This window comes from Alteromonas macleodii ATCC 27126 (genome assembly GCF_000172635.2).
Lineage (GTDB): Bacteria > Pseudomonadota > Gammaproteobacteria > Enterobacterales > Alteromonadaceae > Alteromonas > Alteromonas macleodii.
Window position 1 is genome coordinate 1,657,611 of record NC_018632.1, and the last position, 16,506, is coordinate 1,674,116.

At 44.9% G+C, this 16,506-nt stretch carries 16 protein-coding genes; 6 read left to right on the forward strand and 10 right to left on the reverse strand.

Going from position 1 to position 16,506, the window contains the following annotated elements:
* The first annotated feature begins 259 nt into the window (after positions 1 to 259).
* Positions 260 to 619 (forward strand): winged helix-turn-helix transcriptional regulator, encoded by a 360-nt coding sequence (locus MASE_RS07110; protein WP_014949063.1) that lies wholly within the window; start codon positions 260 to 262, stop codon positions 617 to 619.
* Between the two features lie 49 nt (positions 620 to 668).
* Here MASE_RS07110 and MASE_RS07115 read toward each other — a convergent pair whose 3' ends face one another.
* A complete protein-coding gene (locus MASE_RS07115) occupies positions 669 to 944 on the reverse strand; it encodes a putative quinol monooxygenase (protein WP_014949064.1) in 276 nt (91 codons plus the stop codon).
* A gap of 293 nt (positions 945 to 1,237) precedes the next feature.
* Between MASE_RS07115 and MASE_RS07120 the strand changes: the two genes are divergently transcribed.
* Positions 1,238 to 2,515: a diguanylate cyclase gene (locus tag MASE_RS07120; protein WP_014949065.1), complete on the forward strand. Its 1,278-nt coding sequence runs from the start codon at positions 1,238 to 1,240 to the stop codon at positions 2,513 to 2,515.
* A 43-nt stretch (positions 2,516 to 2,558) separates the two neighbouring features.
* Here MASE_RS07120 and MASE_RS07125 read toward each other — a convergent pair whose 3' ends face one another.
* The 7 genes from MASE_RS07125 to xdhA are packed head-to-tail and all read right to left on the reverse strand — an operon-like array spanning position 2,559 to position 10,742.
* Positions 2,559 to 3,818: a urate hydroxylase PuuD gene (locus tag MASE_RS07125; protein WP_014949066.1), complete on the reverse strand. Its 1,260-nt coding sequence runs from the start codon at positions 3,816 to 3,818 to the stop codon at positions 2,559 to 2,561.
* A 47-nt stretch (positions 3,819 to 3,865) separates the two neighbouring features.
* The gene (guaD, locus tag MASE_RS07130) at positions 3,866 to 5,158 is read right to left on the reverse strand and encodes a guanine deaminase (protein ID WP_014949067.1); all 1,293 of its coding nucleotides are present in this window, start codon (positions 5,156 to 5,158) and stop codon (positions 3,866 to 3,868) included.
* Positions 5,159 to 5,163: 5 nt separating this feature from the next.
* Entirely contained in the window at positions 5,164 to 5,490 is a 327-nt protein-coding gene (uraH, locus tag MASE_RS07135; protein WP_014949068.1) for a hydroxyisourate hydrolase, read from the reverse strand.
* A 58-nt stretch (positions 5,491 to 5,548) separates the two neighbouring features.
* The gene (gene uraD, locus MASE_RS07140; RefSeq protein WP_014949069.1) at positions 5,549 to 6,052 is read right to left on the reverse strand and encodes a 2-oxo-4-hydroxy-4-carboxy-5-ureidoimidazoline decarboxylase; all 504 of its coding nucleotides are present in this window, start codon (positions 6,050 to 6,052) and stop codon (positions 5,549 to 5,551) included.
* Positions 6,042 to 6,941: a xanthine dehydrogenase accessory protein XdhC gene (gene xdhC / locus MASE_RS07145; protein ID WP_014949070.1), complete on the reverse strand. Its 900-nt coding sequence runs from the start codon at positions 6,939 to 6,941 to the stop codon at positions 6,042 to 6,044. Before xdhC ends, uraD begins: the two co-directional genes overlap by 11 nt.
* Positions 6,938 to 9,304, reverse strand: coding sequence for a xanthine dehydrogenase molybdopterin binding subunit (gene xdhB, locus MASE_RS07150; protein ID WP_014949071.1), 2,367 nt, complete (start codon positions 9,302 to 9,304; stop codon positions 6,938 to 6,940). The genes xdhC and xdhB overlap by 4 nt, the downstream gene beginning before the upstream one ends.
* On the reverse strand, positions 9,297 to 10,742 hold the full coding sequence (gene xdhA / locus MASE_RS07155) for a xanthine dehydrogenase small subunit (RefSeq protein WP_014949072.1): 1,446 nt from the start codon (positions 10,740 to 10,742) through the stop codon (positions 9,297 to 9,299). The genes xdhB and xdhA overlap by 8 nt, the downstream gene beginning before the upstream one ends.
* A gap of 408 nt (positions 10,743 to 11,150) precedes the next feature.
* Here xdhA and MASE_RS07160 point away from each other — a divergent pair, with 408 nt between their 5' ends.
* The 3 genes from MASE_RS07160 to MASE_RS07170 all read left to right on the forward strand — a co-directional run bounded on the left by MASE_RS07160 (position 11,151) and on the right by MASE_RS07170 (position 13,084).
* Positions 11,151 to 11,795, forward strand: a complete 645-nt coding sequence (locus MASE_RS07160; protein ID WP_014949073.1) for a TetR/AcrR family transcriptional regulator — start codon at positions 11,151 to 11,153, stop codon at positions 11,793 to 11,795.
* Between the two features lies 1 nt (position 11,796).
* The gene (puuE, locus tag MASE_RS07165; protein WP_014949074.1) at positions 11,797 to 12,726 is read left to right on the forward strand and encodes an allantoinase PuuE; all 930 of its coding nucleotides are present in this window, start codon (positions 11,797 to 11,799) and stop codon (positions 12,724 to 12,726) included.
* 100 nt (positions 12,727 to 12,826) lie between these two features.
* Positions 12,827 to 13,084 (forward strand): hypothetical protein, encoded by a 258-nt coding sequence (locus MASE_RS07170; protein ID WP_014949075.1) that lies wholly within the window; start codon positions 12,827 to 12,829, stop codon positions 13,082 to 13,084.
* A 107-nt stretch (positions 13,085 to 13,191) separates the two neighbouring features.
* Here the strand turns inward: MASE_RS07170 and MASE_RS07175 are convergent, their stop codons facing one another.
* Positions 13,192 to 14,523 (reverse strand): NCS2 family permease, encoded by a 1,332-nt coding sequence (locus MASE_RS07175; protein ID WP_014949076.1) that lies wholly within the window; start codon positions 14,521 to 14,523, stop codon positions 13,192 to 13,194.
* 322 nt (positions 14,524 to 14,845) lie between these two features.
* Here MASE_RS07175 and MASE_RS07180 point away from each other — a divergent pair, with 322 nt between their 5' ends.
* Complete coding sequence (locus tag MASE_RS07180) at positions 14,846 to 15,844, forward strand: adenosine deaminase (protein ID WP_014949077.1); 999 nt, start codon at positions 14,846 to 14,848, stop codon at positions 15,842 to 15,844.
* A 65-nt stretch (positions 15,845 to 15,909) separates the two neighbouring features.
* On the opposite strand, the gene MASE_RS07185 is transcribed toward MASE_RS07180, so the two are convergent.
* Positions 15,910 to 16,272 (reverse strand): Hpt domain-containing protein, encoded by a 363-nt coding sequence (locus MASE_RS07185; protein ID WP_014949078.1) that lies wholly within the window; start codon positions 16,270 to 16,272, stop codon positions 15,910 to 15,912.
* Positions 16,273 to 16,506 lie beyond the last annotated feature (234 nt).

Genomic DNA, 16,506 nt, shown 5'->3' on the forward strand with positions numbered 1-16,506 from the left:
TCGCCAAGGCGCTGTACTTGGTTTGAACGGTCTGTTTTGCCTGTTTTAATTGGTATTATTAAAATCTGGCCGCGTTGGCTCTCCCTTTAATAACCGCTCACTCCATAGACGCCCGAATGAACCTTTCGAATTGGAGTTAGACTAATTAACTAAAGGTATACTAGAGGCCAAACTTGCTTATGTGGTCTATTTTAGTTACCTTGTTCAAACAAACAATTAGTATACTTTTAGTAACTAGGTGGCTTTTTTAGGAAAATAGATGGAAAGTGAAATAAAAACAGACGCTAAGGGTAGAAAAACCGTTCTAAATACTTGTACAGAGCCTTGTGCTATAGAGCGTGGAATGCGCCTAATTGGTGGAAAGTGGACGGGTTCTATTATTTATCATCTCAAAGATGAGCCTGTTAGATTTAACGACCTGTGTAGAATGCTTGGCGGCGCCAGCCGGAAGATGGTCGATCAGCGCCTTAAAGAGCTGGAAAACAACGGTATGGTGATCCGCAACGTTATCGACTCTCGTCCAATTGCGGTTGCTTATAGTCTCACCGAGTTTGGGCGCTCAGCGCTAGATATTCTTGAACAGCTAAGAGTCTGGTCTGAAAACCACACGAATGATTGAATACCGCTAGCGGTGAGCATTTATCTCACCGCATTTGCTTTATAAAGAGCTAGACCGACACTAGCGGTAATCGAAGTACTTTTTCAACAAGCTCTCCGGCTTTTTCTTGGAAACCAACAAAGTGTTCAGTAGCTTCATGAGCATCAAGGGCATCCTGAGATTGCCATTTCTCCGTAATAACAAACACACCCTCTTCACTTGCATGTAGGTCATACATCACTGCGCCGACTTCTTCTCGGCTTGATTTAACCAAGGGTAACAATGCGTCTAAAAGTGCATCTTGTTGGTTTGGTTGAGAATAGATTACGACTGAAAACTCGATCATTTTACTGTCCTATTGAGAAAAAACGCTAACATAGGCAACTAACGGAGTAATGGTTAGCGTTTAAAGCTGACTAGCAACTTTTTTCAGGTGAAAAGCAATCTCCACCATCAAATGCCTTTTACCGCTATGTCGCAGTTAGACGCTATCTAAGCCTTTTTCTTAGATGCATTTTTTAGCGAATGAAAAAAGTTAATCTATAATGGCTTATACTAAAGTATAAAAGGGTGCTCATTATCCTTTGAGTGCCACCTCTTGAGGCGACGGAATGCAATTACCGAACGGGGCGATGCCCTATGTTTGAAAAAACTTTTCACTTTTGTCCTGTTGGGCTCGCTCACGTAAGCGTGGATGGAAGCTTTATACGTGTAAATAAGCGACTGTGTGATTTTTTAGGATATTCTGATGAAGAACTAACGACGTTAACCTTTCAAGAATTAACTGCGCCAGATTATCTTGATGAAGATCTAAGTTACTTAGAGCGCCTGATGGCAGGTGATATCGATGACTATGCGATTGAAAAGCGATATGTAAGGCGCGATGGCGAGCAAGTTTGGGCGAAGTTAACAGTGTCTTTAGTAAGAGATCAGCGCGGCAACCCAGACTATTTTATTTCTATTGTGGAAGATATCGACGAGAAAAAGCGCATCCAGTCTGAGCTCTTTCAAGTTGATGCCTTGTTTAGCAAAATTGTTAGCGCATTTTCTGATAGAACGTTTATATGGGTGGCGACGCCAGACTTGTCTAAACTGCAATACGTTAACGATGGCTATTCAAACATATTCGGTCGCAACGAGTACGAACTTTACTGTAACCCTATGAGCTTTATTGATCATGTACATGAAGATGATAAAGCACGGGTGTTAAAACTGTTCAGTCAACGCCCTTTGCAGAATTGGGATATTCAATATCGTATATACGACTCGAAAGGCGAAGTGAAGTACCTTCACGATCGCGGAAGCTTGATATTTGACGACCGTGAAATGCAGTCGCTTATTTTAGGTACAGCCGACGACATAACAAGAGAGAAAACGCAGCAACAAGCTCTGATGAGCGCCGTCACTAAATTAGAGCACCTGTCGAAAACCGACTCGCTCACTGGACTTGCGAATAGGAGAGAGATATTTAGCAAGTTAAGTGACGAAATTTCTCGTATGGATCGTGGCCAACAAACGTCAACGCTTGTTTATATAGACTTAAACAAATTCAAAGAAATTAACGATAAATATGGTCACAAGGTAGGAGACAAGGCGCTTGTTGAGTTCTCTGAAAGAATGAGTAGTTTGCTGCGTGATAGTGATAGATTCGGTCGTATTGGAGGAGATGAATTTGTCATCTTGCTCTATGGCACGGGTGAAAAGGAAACGGAAGCTTTTTTTAATAGGGTTGCCCAAAGCGACTTTGAAGTTAATGTAGATGGCAATAAGGTAGTACCAATTGGCTTCAGTGTTGGCTGGGTTGAGTGGAGCGAAGGGATTGAAACCGTGCAGGAGTGGCTAGATAAGGCCGATGAGGTAATGTACGGAAAAAAGCGTTATCAGCAAGTTTTAACCGCGATTGATAAAGCGATGTAGACAGCTATTCCTGAGACTCGATATCTACATCGCTTTCGCCATTCTATTTTTGTCTTTGAGCGAACCAGCGCGCTATTTCCTGACGCTCTTCGTCTGTCATTTTTGTCTTGTTTAAAAATGGCATGTCTTTGGTCACAGTGGTTCTTCGAACCACTTGTGGCGCAAACCTTTCAATATCTTCCCATGTATCTAATACTACGCCTAAAGGCGCGACTTTAAAGATATCGTCGGTTGGCGTGCGCGAGTGGCAACCCACACAATGGGTTGTAATTAAGCTTACTACTCGCTCATTGCTTACTTCAGAACTCGCTTGGGCGACTGCATTGTTAGCCGTTACTTTTTTACCTACTTCATCGACAAGGCTCACATCTTCATGTCCTTCATTCGATGTATGTGATGGCGACTGAGGCCATGACACCCATAGCGCTATTGCTAGCATAGCGACTGCGCCAGACACTAAAATACCTGGTTTAGTGATGCCCACATGACGCAAGTTAAAGAAATGACGTATCCAAGCGGCAGCGGCCATTATCGCAATGAGTACCAGCCAATTTTGCGGGTGTTGATACGTCATGGGGTAATGATTTGAAATCATGATAAACAGCAGAGGCAGCGTAAAGTAGTTATTGTGTACCGAACGCAATTTAGCGCTCGCACCCCAAGTAGGATCAATATCTTTCTTATCGGCTACAGCTGCTACCATTTTGCGCTGGTTCGGCATGATGTTGAAAAAGACATTCCCTGCCATGATAGTGCCAATAAGCGCACCAACGTGAATATAGGCACCGCGACCGCTAAACCACTGGGTAGACAGGTAGCTGACAATACAAACAAGCGCGACTAATCCAATACCGAAGGCAAGTGGATATTTTGCCAATGGGCTGCGACAAGCAAATTCGTATAAGGCTAGTCCGCCAAAGATTAACCCTAAACTTAAAGATATTGCCGTGGTCGGTGACATGGCGTTTACCGAAGGGTCGATAAGATAAGCGCTAGCACCAAAGTAATAAACAATTATGAGTAGTGCGAAACCCGATAACCACGTGGTATAGGCTTCCCACTTAAACCAGTGCAGTGTTTCTGGCATTTTCTCTGGGCCATAGGCGTATTTTGCGACCTCATAAAAGCCGCCACCGTGAATAGCCCATAAGTCGCCTTTGATACCTTTGTCCTGTTTCCATTTAGGTGGCGTGCGTAGATTGTTATCCAACCAAATGAAGTAAAACGACGCGCCAATCCACGCTACACCCGCTACAACGTGGAACCAACGTACAAATAAACTTATCCAATCTAGCCACGGCATTATTGTTCTCCTTATTTAGGGCCAAAAAGCCCTACAGCAGCCTGTTATTAATGATGTTCTTTTTTATAGCGGCAGGTGCCGCTTATCCACGTTTGGTCGATAGCGCGGTCATCACCTAAAATACTCAAGGCAAAAAACACATCGTCAAAGTCCGCGTCTTCTTTTATTCTCAATTGTGTCAATTCGTCAAACCTAGGCTCAACAACGATAAAGTCAGCAGTGGTGCCTGGCTTTAAGTTGCCTATTTCATGATCAAGCGCATGAGCTACGGCCGCGCCTTGGGTCATAAGATAAAAGCCTTCTAACGGGCTGATGGGCTCGCTGCGCAATTGACTAACCTTGTATGCATCGCCGTAGGTTTTAAACATGTTAAACGTAGTGCCTGCACCCACATCGGTGGCCATGGCCACATGGACCTTGTTAGCACGCGCTGCGGTCATATCAAAAAGGCCACTTCCTAAAAACAGGTTAGATGTAGGACAGAAGGCCACCGTAGCGCCGCTTTCGCCTAAGCGCGCCCATTCGTTGGGCGTAAGGTGAATGCCATGGCCAAACACCGCACGTTCACGCACAAGGCTGTAGGTGTCATATACATCTAAATAGCCGTCCGCTTTAGGGAATAAGCTCTTCACCCATGCAATCTCGTCTAAGTTCTCAGACAAGTGTGTTTGAATGAAAACGTCGGGATACTGCTTGGCAAGTTCCCCTAATGCAGCAAGCTGAGCTTCAGTACTGGTTGGCGCAAAACGGGGCGTTAGCGCATAGCGGTTGCGGCCCTTGTTATGCCAAGCTTCGATTAATTCTGCACTGTCAGCTTGTGCTGTGTCGGCGCAGTCATTAAGCGCACTAGGGCAATTCCTGTCCATACATACTTTACCGGCCACAATTGCCATATCAATTTCGCTTGCTGCACTAAATAATGCGTGGCTACTGCTTTTATGAACCGTAGTAAAAACAAAACCTGTGGTAGTACCGTTCTTTAGCAATTGGCGCAAAAATACGTTAGCAATGGTTTTAGCGTGTTCACTGTCAGCAAACTGCATTTCTGTGGGAAACGTATAGTTTTCAAGCCAGCTCAACAGCTGCTCGCCATAATGAGCTATGCTCTGTGTTTGCGGATAATGCAGGTGGCTGTCTATTAAACCTGGCAAAATCCACTTGCCTGAAAAATCTGTCACAGTGGCAGCCGGGTAGCGCTTTGCTATCTCTTCAAATGTGCCAATGTCTTTTATTTCTTTATTGTCTACTAACAAACCACCGTCTTTGAATATAGCGATGTCATTATCGAACTGTGTAGTTTGGTTAGGAAAGTGCGCAATGCTTGCACGAAAAAGCTGCATGTTTGTTAGCTGCCCCTGTAGCTGCTGAAACCGAATGGAGAGATAAGAAGTGGCACATGATAATGACCGCCATTCTCATCAAGTTCAAATGTAATATCAATGTGTGGGTAGAAACTTTTGTCATGCGTTTCTACAAGGTAAGGCTTGCAGTGAAAGCGCAGGGTATAAACGCCTGCGGCAAAACCGTCTTCAACGCCCCAGTTGTTAAAACGCCCGTCATTATCCGTTTCACCCGAAAGGGTGCTACCGTCAGGTAGTGTAAGTGTAAGGGCAATGCCTTGTGCTGGCTTACCTAATGTAGTGTCGAGTACGTGGCTAGAAAGCGTATTCATACTGTTTTCCTTAAAAACTATTCAATGCGTATTGACCATATTTTTGAAAATACGGGGGTTAATCCAGCGCTTTGTTAATACGCAATAGGGTTATCTTTATTTGCTCTGCAGCAGCATTGGTAATCTCTTGCTGTGTGGTATTGGGTAGCCTAGCTTGTAATGCTTCTAACATAGTCTGCGCAGAAAGACCGGTGGCACAAATAATAAAGATAAACCCGTGCTTGTCTAAATAGGCGTGATTGGCTTCTTTTAACTGGTGTAAAACGGCCTCGGACGCGCTGGCTGTACCCGACTGCTCGCCCGCAGCAATGGCTTTGGTATTTGCAAACTTTTTGCGCAACGAATCAACGTCGCCAATCATGGGGTGTGCCGTAAAAGCTTCAAGGTAGTCGTCATCACTGCATTTGGCCCACGCGCTCTTCGCTTGATTAACAAGTGCGTCCTTGTCGCTGTAGGGGCGTGCTTTTACCATTTGATAAATCCAGGTTTTCGCCGCGCAGCATTGCTCAAACCAAGAAGATGCCTCTTCAGCGCTTAGCGTATTTAATTCTTTAAGTGTCACTGGTGGTGTCCTTTTCTTTGTGAAAAGCTGTAACGGGTTTCTCACTGTATTTGTTACTGTTGCCTGCCGTTACTTCTTTTACATGAAGACGCTCGATAATTTGCGCAGATATAGAAACGGCAACTTCAATTGGTTGCTTGCCAGGGATATCTCGGTTACCTATTGGCGTAAATAGCCTTGCCAGCGCGTTGTCGTCAAACCCACGCTGAGTCAGTTTGGTAATAAAGCGCTTTGCTTTGGTGTCTGAACCAATTAACCCAACAAAGGGGAGGGAAGGTTGCTTTAACGCCTGTTCTGTAATGCGATAGTCCAATTGATGATCGTGGGTGAGTATAATCAGCCAACTGTTCTCATCAAGGTGTCTAACTTCGCTCTCTGGTGCTTCTTCCACGACTTTGTGCACGTTGGCTGGCAAAGACGATGGAAACAGTTCCTCGCGACTGTCTATCCACGAAATGCGTACAGGCAATTGAGCCAAAATAGGCACCAATGCTTTTGCAACATGGCCAGCACCAAAAATGGCGATGTGCTGCTGATGAACGTTACACACGTCAAATAGCACCTTTACCGCGCCGCCGCAGCACTGTCCTAAAGAACTGCTTAACGGGTAGCTGTGAAGTTCAGTGCATGCTTCGCCTTTTGCAAGGTACTCTCGTGCGCGGGCAATGGCATTAAACTCAAGGTGCCCGCCGCCAATGGTATCGATGCTTTGTGAAGCGGTAACTACCATTTTACTCCCGGGTTCACGAGGTGTAGAGCCTGCAGTGCCAACCACAGTCACAAGCACATAGCCTTCATTACGCGCTTGGCATTCGGCTATTCCCTCATACCAGTTTGTTGCACGAAATGATTGGGGCGCGCGAGATGACTTTGCTGCCGTGAGTGTCATAAAACACCGCCTCGACTGGAAGAATGCTGCATAGCACTTACTGCATTTAACACGCGTTCTGGTGTGGCTGGTGTATCTAGTTGCGGATCAACTGTGTAGCCAGATAGGCTAGATATGGCGTCTTTAAGGGCGCACCACACTGAAATAGCCAGCATAAATGGTGGCTCGCCAACCGCTTTTGAGTGGTAAATGCTGTCTTCAGCATTCTTTCTACCAAACAGCTTCACATTAAACTCTTTTGGCGTATCGCCAATGGCTGGAATTTTATAGGTCGCCATATTTTCACTTATCAGCTTACCCGCTTCATTCCATTTAAGGTCTTCTGTGGTAAGCCAACCCATACCTTGAATAAACGCGCCTTCTATTTGGCCAATATCAATGGCAGGGTTAAGACTGTTGCCAACATCGTGGAGTACGTTAACTTTATCTACCGTATATTCACCGGTAAGTGTATCGACAGAGACTTCGCTCATTGAGACGCCATAGGCAAAATAGAAAAACGGACGGCCTTCACCGGTTTCGCGGTTATACTGTAATTTTGGGGTTTTGTAGAAACCGCTTGAAGACAAAGATACACGAGCAAAATACGCTTTCTGCACAAGCTCGGTAAAGGTAATTTTGTGCTCATCCAATACCACGTGCTCATTAATGAATAGCACGTCGCCAGCGCGGTCCTCTAGACCTAAGCTTTTGGCAAAGCACTCGGCCAAACGGGCTTTTAGCGTAATACATGCATTTTGTACGGCTTTTCCGTTTAAGTCAGTGCCGCTTGAAGCTGCTGTTGGTGAAGTGTTAGGTACTTTGTCAGTGCGTGTTGCAGTGACTTCAATCATATCCAAATCTAGTCCAAATTCATTGGCTGCAATTTGGCCTATTTTGGTGTGAAGCCCTTGGCCCATTTCAGTACCACCATGGTTCACCTGAATACTACCATCAGTATAAATGTGCACTAAAGCGCCAGCTTGGTTTAAATGCTTCGCGGTGAATGAAATGCCAAACTTAACAGGCGTTAGCGCTAAACCTTTCTTAATCACCGGGCTTTCGCGGTTAAACGCTGCAATAGCTTCACGGCGCTGCCAATACTGAGCGGTTTCTTCTAGCTCGGCAATCATATCGGGCAGAAGGTTATGTTCTACCTTCATTCCGTAGGGGGTAAAACTACCTGTAGTGGGGCCGTATAAATTACGTTTTCTTACCGATAGGGGGTCGCTGCCAATAGCACGGGCAATTTTATCAATCACGGCTTCAGCCATAATCATACCTTGCGGTCCGCCAAAGCCTCGATAAGCGGTGTGCGATACCATATTGGTTTGCAATCTGTGGCCAACAATGTCGCTATCACCTAAGAAATAACCATTGTCCGCATGGAACATGGCTCTATCGACAATGGCGTCAGATAAATCAGGCGAGTGCCCACAAATACCATTGATTGTCATGCGGGTGGCTTCAATTTTACCTGTCTCGTCAAAGGCCACGTCGAACTCGTTTTCGAACGGGTGACGTTTGCCAGTAACATGCATATCGGTGAAGCGTGGTAAGCGAAGCTTAACCGCACATTGATTGCGCGATGCCAGTAGAGCCGCTATACAGGCCCATTGCGCGGCTTGCGTTTCTTTTCCGCCAAAGCCGCCGCCCATACGTCGCATGTCTACCATTACACGGTGCAATTTTACATCGAGCACTTCGGCAACGAGTTTTTGTACCTCACTGGGATGTTGACTAGACGTATAGATTTTCATGCGATCTTCTTCATCAGGGATCGCAAGGCTCACTTGTCCTTCTAAGTACATATGTTCCTGTCCACCAATACTGAGCGTGCCATGTGCTTGGTGGATCGCTTTTTCAAATGTACTTTCAACGCGGTCAGTATGTTGGCCAAACCGATGTAGGGGACGCACAAACGTTTGCTGCTGGTGGGCAGCTTCGGCATTAAGTATAGGTTTGGCTTCACTCACCTCTACTTTCCCTTTTAGCGCAGCTTGTCGGGCAAGGTTTATCGAAGTGGCAAGCACTGCAAATACAGGCTGACCGAAGAATTTGATTTCGCCATTAGCAAGTAACGGATCGCCTTCGAACACAGGTCCAATATCTTTATGGCCAGGCACGTCGTCAATCGTAACCACATCTACAACGCCTTCACTTTGGCGAACAGCGTCAAGATTTATCGAGTTAATTGTACCTTTTGCGCATTGGCTTACACCAACGGCAGCATAAAGAGTGCCTTGAGGTTCAATAACATCGTCAACATAGTTGGCACTGCCTTGTACTTGGCGTGTTGCGCTCTCGTGCTTTTTAGATACGTGAACGACACTTTGCTTGTCGTTTTGTTGCAGTGAATTAGGGGCATCAATTAACTTACGCATGCTGCACCACCCGTGTTTCAAATTGGTTTGCTGTTTGGTTTTCTAACCAGAAGCGATGCCACAGGTTAGCTAAAACAGTTTTACGGTATTGGGCTGTAGCGCGCACATCATCGATAGGTGAAAATGCATCGAATAAGACTTGTTTGCCCAACGTTAAACATTCGTTGCTAGCGAACTGCTTACCTTTCAAAACGTTTTCTAACGCATTGCAGGTTGACGGAACTGCTGCTACACCACCAAAGCCACTGCTAATGGCTTCTACTTTGCCGTTGTCGAGTGTGACATTAAATACGGCGCATACTGCAGAAATATCATCTTCAAATCGTTTCGATATTTTATATGCAGCTAATGCTTGATTGGGCTGTTTCAATGGTATTTCTATTGCACTTATCCATTCATCTTTCGCCAGCATGGTCTCGCGATAGCCTGTGAAGAATGTGCTAATTGGGATCATACGAACGCTCTCGCCGTTATCTAAATGCAGTATGGCATTCAACGCGAGTAGTAACGGTGGCATATCACCAATAGGGGAAGCGTTAGCCACGTTACCGCCAATGGTAGCCTGATTGCGGATAGGCAACGAGGCAAATCGGGTAACAAGCTCAGCCACTTGCGGAAATGCATTTAGTAATAAAGGTGCCGCATCATTTAGCGGTACAGCTGCACCAAGAATAAGAGAATGCTCGCTTTTGGTGCATTGTTTTAGTGCATCAATATGCGTCACACTGATAAGCGTTTCTACATCTTTTAGCTGTTGCGTGAACTGAAGGCTTAAATCCGTGCTGCCAGCGACTAGCTGTGCAGCTGGATGCGCTTGAATCAGAGTCTTCAGTTCTTCGCGAGACGTTGGCGTATGGATATTGCCCGTACCAGTGGGTTTCTCACCAGATAATGACAGTAATGTAGAAAGGGTGGCAGCTTGGCGTGCAGTGAATTGATCAACAGGTGTTTGTTCGCACACCTCCATCGTAGCATCGATAATAGGGCGGTAGCCTGTGCAGCGACATAAGTTGCCTGATAAAGCGTGCAGCACATCGTCGCGATTTGGTTTTGTATTGCTGTGATATAAGGCAAACATCGACATGATAAAACCAGGTGTGCAAAAGCCACACTGAGAACCATGGTGATCAACTAACGCCTGCTGTACGGGGTGTAAGTGTTTACCATCGTTCAAATGCTCAACAAATAAAAGCTGCTTCCCATGAACTGCACTCATTAGCGTGATGCAGCTATTCACTGTTCGATAATTAAGTTTTGCAGCGCTATTTGAGGAGGCTGGTTCCACAAGTACTACGGTACATGCACCGCAGTCTCCTGCTGCACAGCCTTCTTTTGTGCCTGTTTTTTTGCGATGTTCGCGAATAAATTGTAGAAGGGTGAGGTCGGCCCGCGCTTCATTTAATTCAACGACATCGTTATTTATTAGAAAGCGAATCATACTCACACCTTCTTGTTATATTCATTCTTGTATTCATTAATATAGCTGTATTTTTTCAATAAAAGTAGACCATTTGGTCAATTTATTGCTTATAAAAAAAGGCCGAGTTCTAAAAGGCCATGATTTTGCGCAAATTTGATTGGAAAAAAAGAAGTGATACCTTTCTATTTTTCTTTTGCTAAGCACTACGTCGATTTGTTAATAAAGAATAAGGCAAGATTCGTGCAAGGTTTTGAACTATTCGCGTAATTCGTGTTTTAGTATGGTTAACACTCCCTGTATAGGGTATGTATGATCTATAAGAGCATAGCAACTCGTCGGCAATAAATGCTAACCTATCGAAAAGGCATGCAGCATTTATACTGCCCGTGCGCTTGCAAAGTAGATTGCAAAGGAATTTTAATAATAATGATGAAGGTAAAAAGTGCTGACGCTGGCGTTGGCGCTATGAACAGAAGAAAAATACTCCAAGCCGCTGAAAAATGTTTTGCACAGTTTGGCTTCAAAGGCACAGCAGTACAAAAAATTGCTGATGAAGCAGGACTTCCTAAGACTAACGTTTTGTATTATTTCAAAACAAAACAAGAGCTCTACGTAGCGGTACTAGAAGAAACCCTCTCGCTGTGGAACTCACGTTTTGATAAAGCCACAGTAGAAGACGACCCAGCCGAGGTACTCGCCAATTATATCGCCGAGAAAATGGAAGTGTCGCGAACGCATCCAATGGCCTCTAAGATCTTTGCGATGGAAATTATCAATGGTGCACAAAACTTAAGTGGCTACTTTGATGAAGAGCATGCGCTTTGGATGAAAGGGCGACTTGCGGTTATTGATGCATGGGTAAAGGCCGGCAAACTGCCACCTGTTGAAGGTGAATACTTGCTTTACACAATCTGGGCGAGTACCCAGCACTATGCTGACTTCTCTGCGCAAATAACCCGTCTACGCGGTAAAAAAATGACAAAATCAGATTTTGAAGACGCTACAAAACAAGTGGTAAAACTCGTGCTCGGTGGCTGTGGGTTATCTGTGCCAGAAAACTTCGAGGTGTAGCATGACAGAGTCTGTTTACCCTCGTGATCTGATTGGTTATGGTCAACATGTACCTCACGCTAAGTGGCCGGGCGAAGCAAAAATCGCGATTCAGTTCGTATTAAATTACGAGGAAGGTGGCGAAAATTGCGTGCTTCATGGTGACGAGGCGTCGGAAATATTCCTATCGGAAATTATCGGCGCACAAGCGTATAAAGACCGCCACCTCAGCATGGAGTCTATTTACGAATACGGCAGTCGTGCAGGGTTTTGGCGTTTACACCGTTTGCTTAATAAATACGACATTCCCGTTACTGTGTTTGGCGTCACTATGGCTATGCAACGACACCCTGACGCCGTAAAAGCCATGATGGATTCAGGTTGGGAAATCGCCAGCCACGCCATGCGCTGGGTGCATTATCAAGACATGGACGAAGAGCAAGAGCGTAAACAAATTGATGAGGCGATTATTCTTCATGAGCAGTTAACGGGCAGTAAACCTGTAGGTTGGTATACAGGAAGAACGAGTCCGAATACGCTGAAGTTGATTGCAGAGCGCGACGATATCTTATATTGCGCCGATTCATATGCTGACGACTTACCTTACTACGACTGCCATTACAGCAAGCCGTTATTGATGGTGCCGTACACATTAGACACCAATGATATGCGCTTTGCCACGCCTCAGGGCTTCAACAGTGGGGAACAGTTTTTCACCTACTTAAAAGATGCGTTTGACGTGTTGTATGAAGAAGGAGAAGAAGCGCCTAAGATGCTATCTATCGGCCTTCATAATCGCATAATAGGACGGCCTGCTCGACTCGCCGCACTTAAGCGCTTTATCGAGTACGTTAAGTCTCATGATAAAGTATGGCTAGCGACACGAGAGCAAATTGCCCGTCACTGGTTGGAGCTTCATCCTAAAGATGGTGGTGACAAGCCGCGTACGTAGCGTTTACAGTACGCCTACTATATTTGAAGTACAGTAAAGTGAAGAGACGAGAGTGAAACAGATTGATCACTACCGCCTTCACTTAATAAAGGACAAAACCATGAAAACAAAACTAGCCATTATTGCCCTTGGGGCGCTAGCGCTGACAGCATGTTCAAAGCTGACTAAAGAAAACTACGATAAATTAGAAATGGGTATGTCTCAGGACGAAGTTGAAGCAATTCTAGGGTCAGCTGACAACTGCGGAAAAACAATGGGTACCATGGCATGTACATGGGGCAATGAAGACAGTAAGCACGTTAAAATCGTATTTATGGGTGATAAAGCCGTTACCTTCACTTACGATGGATTGAAGTAAACGTATATCTTTTTCACTTGCCTAGTTTAAAAAGAAAGGTGGCGTTGAAAGCCACCTTTTTTGTATCTAAAGCGTTAACTTACAGGCACGCAATAAGCGCCGTTGAATTATTTTAAATCCAATAAGTATCGTAATAAGAAAACAATCGCCAGTGCATAAGTGAGCGGTGTTACTTCTTTAAATTTTCCCGTACCTACCTTAATGCCAACATAAGTAATAAAACCAAGGGCAATGCCTTCGCTAATGCTGAATGTGAGCGGCATGGCGATAAGTGCAACAGAAGCAGTGGCTAACGCACCTAAGTCGTCGAAATCAACCTGTCGAATCGATTCCATCATCAAAATACCTACCATCAATAGCGCTGGCGTAGTGGCCATCAGCGGGATAACTTTCATTAGCGGTGTTAAAAATAGCGAGAGTAAGAAGCAGACAGAAACCACTACTGCGGTAAGCCCGGTTCTGCCGCCCGCCGATACGCCCGTAGCGGACTCCACATAGCTAGTTACTGGAGATGTACCCACTAATGCGCCAGCAATACTCGCTGATGCATCGGCTGTCATTGCTGAGCCAATTTTCGGTAGCTTGCCTTCGGGTGTAAGTAGATTGGCTTTTCGAGATACGCCGATTAAGGTACCTATGGTATCGAACATGTTCACAAACATAAGTGCGAAAATGAGGTCCCACGTTTCAGCAAGGTGATCGATTGGGTACCAAAAGTCCATTGCCATAAAGGTGTTTGAAATAGATTCTGGCATGCCAACTACAGCAGAAGGCGTTGCAGTTAAGGTACCGTTTTCAGTGGGGATAAAAGCACCAATTAAGGTGAGTGTTACGATAGAGATTAAGATAGCGCCTGTAACGCGTTTCACCATAAGAACGATAGTAAAGATAATGCCGATGAGCGCTAACATTACTGCCGGCTCAGAAAGGTCGCCAAGCTGTACGAAGGTTGCAGGATTATCAACAATCAGCCCCGCATTTTTAAGGCCGATAAAGGCAATGAATAAACCTATGCCACACTGCACGCCGATTTTGAGAGAAGGAGGTATAGACTCGGCTATTTTGGTTCGAACTCCGGTGAGAGAAAGGAGTAAAAAGAGAATGCCGTTCCAGAAAACAATACCAAGCGCTGCTTCCCATGGGATTTCACGACCAAGACAAATGGTAAACGCGAAAAAGGCGTTCAAGCCCATGCCTGGGGCCAACGCAATAGGGTAGTTAGTCATTAGCGCCATCATTAAAGTGCCAATACACGCCGCTATTGCTGTCACTGTAATTAGGCCCTCTACGGGCATGCCACTTAACCCAAGAATACCTGGGTTCACCACGAGTATATAAGACATGGCTGCGAACGTAGTAAGTCCTGCAATGATCTCTGTTCTTACTGTTGTTCCGTGTTCCTGCAGCTTAAATAGCCGTTCGATTACGTTGTTGGACATCAAGAGTTCTCTGTTAGTATTTCATTGTGTGTTTTGTGCGTTGAAAGCAATAAACTGACCAATTAGTCAACTTGTTGGTGTGTTTTGTGCTAACTTACTTTTCAGTACAATGACTAATTAATAGCCATTGCGTGACTCAAGGTCACTAGCCAGGCAGCACAAAGCCAGCCAAACGGTTAGTAATCAACATAGATGAAGTCAAAAAAACCGCAAACAAAACCTAAATGAGCAATAGAACTCGTTTACAGATAGCATTAAAGATAAACTATTACGCACCAATTAAATGCCATTGCATTGTTGTGGTGCAAATAAGTGAGGGGCCATGTCGCTGTCATCAATAATTAAAAACATTCCAAAGGCCGAACTGCATCTGCATATAGAAGGTAGCTTAACGCCTGAACTTATGTGGCGCCTAGCTGAAAAGCACAGTGTATCACTTCCTTATGCTAGCGTGGAAGAGATAGAAGCGGCGTATAACTTTGAAGATCTACAAAGCTTCCTTGACTTATATTATGCAGGGGCGGGCGTGCTTCGCGATGAGGATGATTTCTTTGCCTTAATGTGGGAATACTTAACGCGGTGTCATGAGGACAATATCGTCCACACAGAAATTATGTTTGATCCGCAAACCCATACAGAGCGTGACATAGGTTTCGATATTTTCATGCCAGGCTTTTTGAAGGCGATGGAAAAAGCAAAAGATGAATACGGTATCAGTAGCTATTTAATCATGTCTTTCCTTCGCCATTTGCCAGAAGATGCTGCCTTCGATACGCTTTCTGCAGCAGAGCCTTATTACGAGCACATTACAGCGATAGGGTTAGATAGCTCCGAACTTGGGCATCCGCCATCAAAGTTCGAACGCGTATTCAAAAAAGCCAAAGCGCTGGGATTTAAAATTGTCGCCCATGCTGGAGAAGAAGGACCGGCATCTTACATTTGGGAAGCCATCGAGCTATTGGACGTTGATCGTATTGACCACGGTGTACGCTGCCAAGAAGACGAGGCGCTTATGGACCTCTTGAAAGAAAGACAAATTCCACTCACTGTTTGTCCGTTAAGTAACCTCAAGCTGTGTGTGATAAATGATATGAAAGACCACAATATTGTCCAGCTTCTTGATGCTGGGCTTCTGGTCACGGTTAACTCTGATGATCCTACGTATTTTGGTGGCTTCCTAAATGACAATTTTGAAGCGTTGCACCAGTCGCTGGGTATTGATGAAAAAACAGTTCGTACGTTGGTAGCAAATAGCTTTAAGGCAAGTTTTTTACCGCAGGAGCAGAAAAACCAGCTTGTTGAAAAGGTTCTTTCAGCCTAGCAAGGCGAGGAGTGGATGATAGTCGAGTTAGCTTCTGGCGATTAATGCGAGAAGCTAATGTGATTTTACGATTGCATGACTGCAATAGTTTGCTTAATCAAATTGTCTAATTCCGTGATGTCTTGAACGATTTCGCTTAAATCGTCTTGCTTGGCTTTGTTTTCAATAGACGATGCCTTTTCCCGAATGGCATCGGCACCTACATCGCCCGACACACCTTTCATAGCATGACTGTTGAATCTAACAGCTTCAACATCCAATGCGGTCGCTGCACTTTTAAGTGCTTGTTGTTTTTGTTCTATTTGCGCGAGGAACATTTCAACAATACGGTTCAATAACCCCTCATTTCCACCCAACCTGCTTATTGCAGCATCGCGGTTCCATAATTGTTCTCGAGTGGGCGTATCGTTTGAGTTAGATGTGTCCATATGTGCCACCGTAATTGAAGCGTTATGCCAGTGTACAATACATGTTCTAATCAAGAAATAGCAAGTTTAGTGGCATAGCATACTGCGGTTCATAAACCAGCAAAACCTAGGGCCTGTTGACCTTTGCTGTACATTTTTGCAGCGGTCTGTGTGCCATCTAGCTTTAACTTAGCCCGCTAGGCTTGCAGGACTGTTCCGCGATTAAAAGGCTGCCATTTAGACCAAAATTCGTAC

Excerpts from the sequence above, each read along its gene's own strand:
- guaD (WP_014949067.1), bottom strand. The coding sequence starts at position 5,158 with ATGCAGCTTTTTCGTGCAAGCATTGCGCACTTTCCTAACCAAACTACA.
- MASE_RS07180 (WP_014949077.1), top strand. The coding sequence starts at position 14,846 with ATGTCGCTGTCATCAATAATTAAAAACATTCCAAAGGCCGAACTGCAT.
- xdhB (WP_014949071.1), bottom strand. The coding sequence starts at position 9,304 with ATGCGTAAGTTAATTGATGCCCCTAATTCACTGCAACAAAACGACAAG.
- uraH (WP_014949068.1), bottom strand. The coding sequence starts at position 5,490 with ATGAATACGCTTTCTAGCCACGTACTCGACACTACATTAGGTAAGCCA.
- MASE_RS07125 (WP_014949066.1), bottom strand. The coding sequence starts at position 3,818 with ATGCCGTGGCTAGATTGGATAAGTTTATTTGTACGTTGGTTCCACGTT.
- MASE_RS07185 (WP_014949078.1), bottom strand. The coding sequence starts at position 16,272 with ATGGACACATCTAACTCAAACGATACGCCCACTCGAGAACAATTATGG.
- MASE_RS07175 (WP_014949076.1), bottom strand. The coding sequence starts at position 14,523 with ATGTCCAACAACGTAATCGAACGGCTATTTAAGCTGCAGGAACACGGA.
- MASE_RS07120 (WP_014949065.1), top strand. The coding sequence starts at position 1,238 with ATGTTTGAAAAAACTTTTCACTTTTGTCCTGTTGGGCTCGCTCACGTA.
- xdhA (WP_014949072.1), bottom strand. The coding sequence starts at position 10,742 with ATGATTCGCTTTCTAATAAATAACGATGTCGTTGAATTAAATGAAGCG.
- MASE_RS07160 (WP_014949073.1), top strand. The coding sequence starts at position 11,151 with ATGATGAAGGTAAAAAGTGCTGACGCTGGCGTTGGCGCTATGAACAGA.
- xdhC (WP_014949070.1), bottom strand. The coding sequence starts at position 6,941 with ATGACACTCACGGCAGCAAAGTCATCTCGCGCGCCCCAATCATTTCGT.
- MASE_RS07115 (WP_014949064.1), bottom strand. The coding sequence starts at position 944 with ATGATCGAGTTTTCAGTCGTAATCTATTCTCAACCAAACCAACAAGAT.
- puuE (WP_014949074.1), top strand. The coding sequence starts at position 11,797 with ATGACAGAGTCTGTTTACCCTCGTGATCTGATTGGTTATGGTCAACAT.
- MASE_RS07170 (WP_014949075.1), top strand. The coding sequence starts at position 12,827 with ATGAAAACAAAACTAGCCATTATTGCCCTTGGGGCGCTAGCGCTGACA.
- MASE_RS07110 (WP_014949063.1), top strand. The coding sequence starts at position 260 with ATGGAAAGTGAAATAAAAACAGACGCTAAGGGTAGAAAAACCGTTCTA.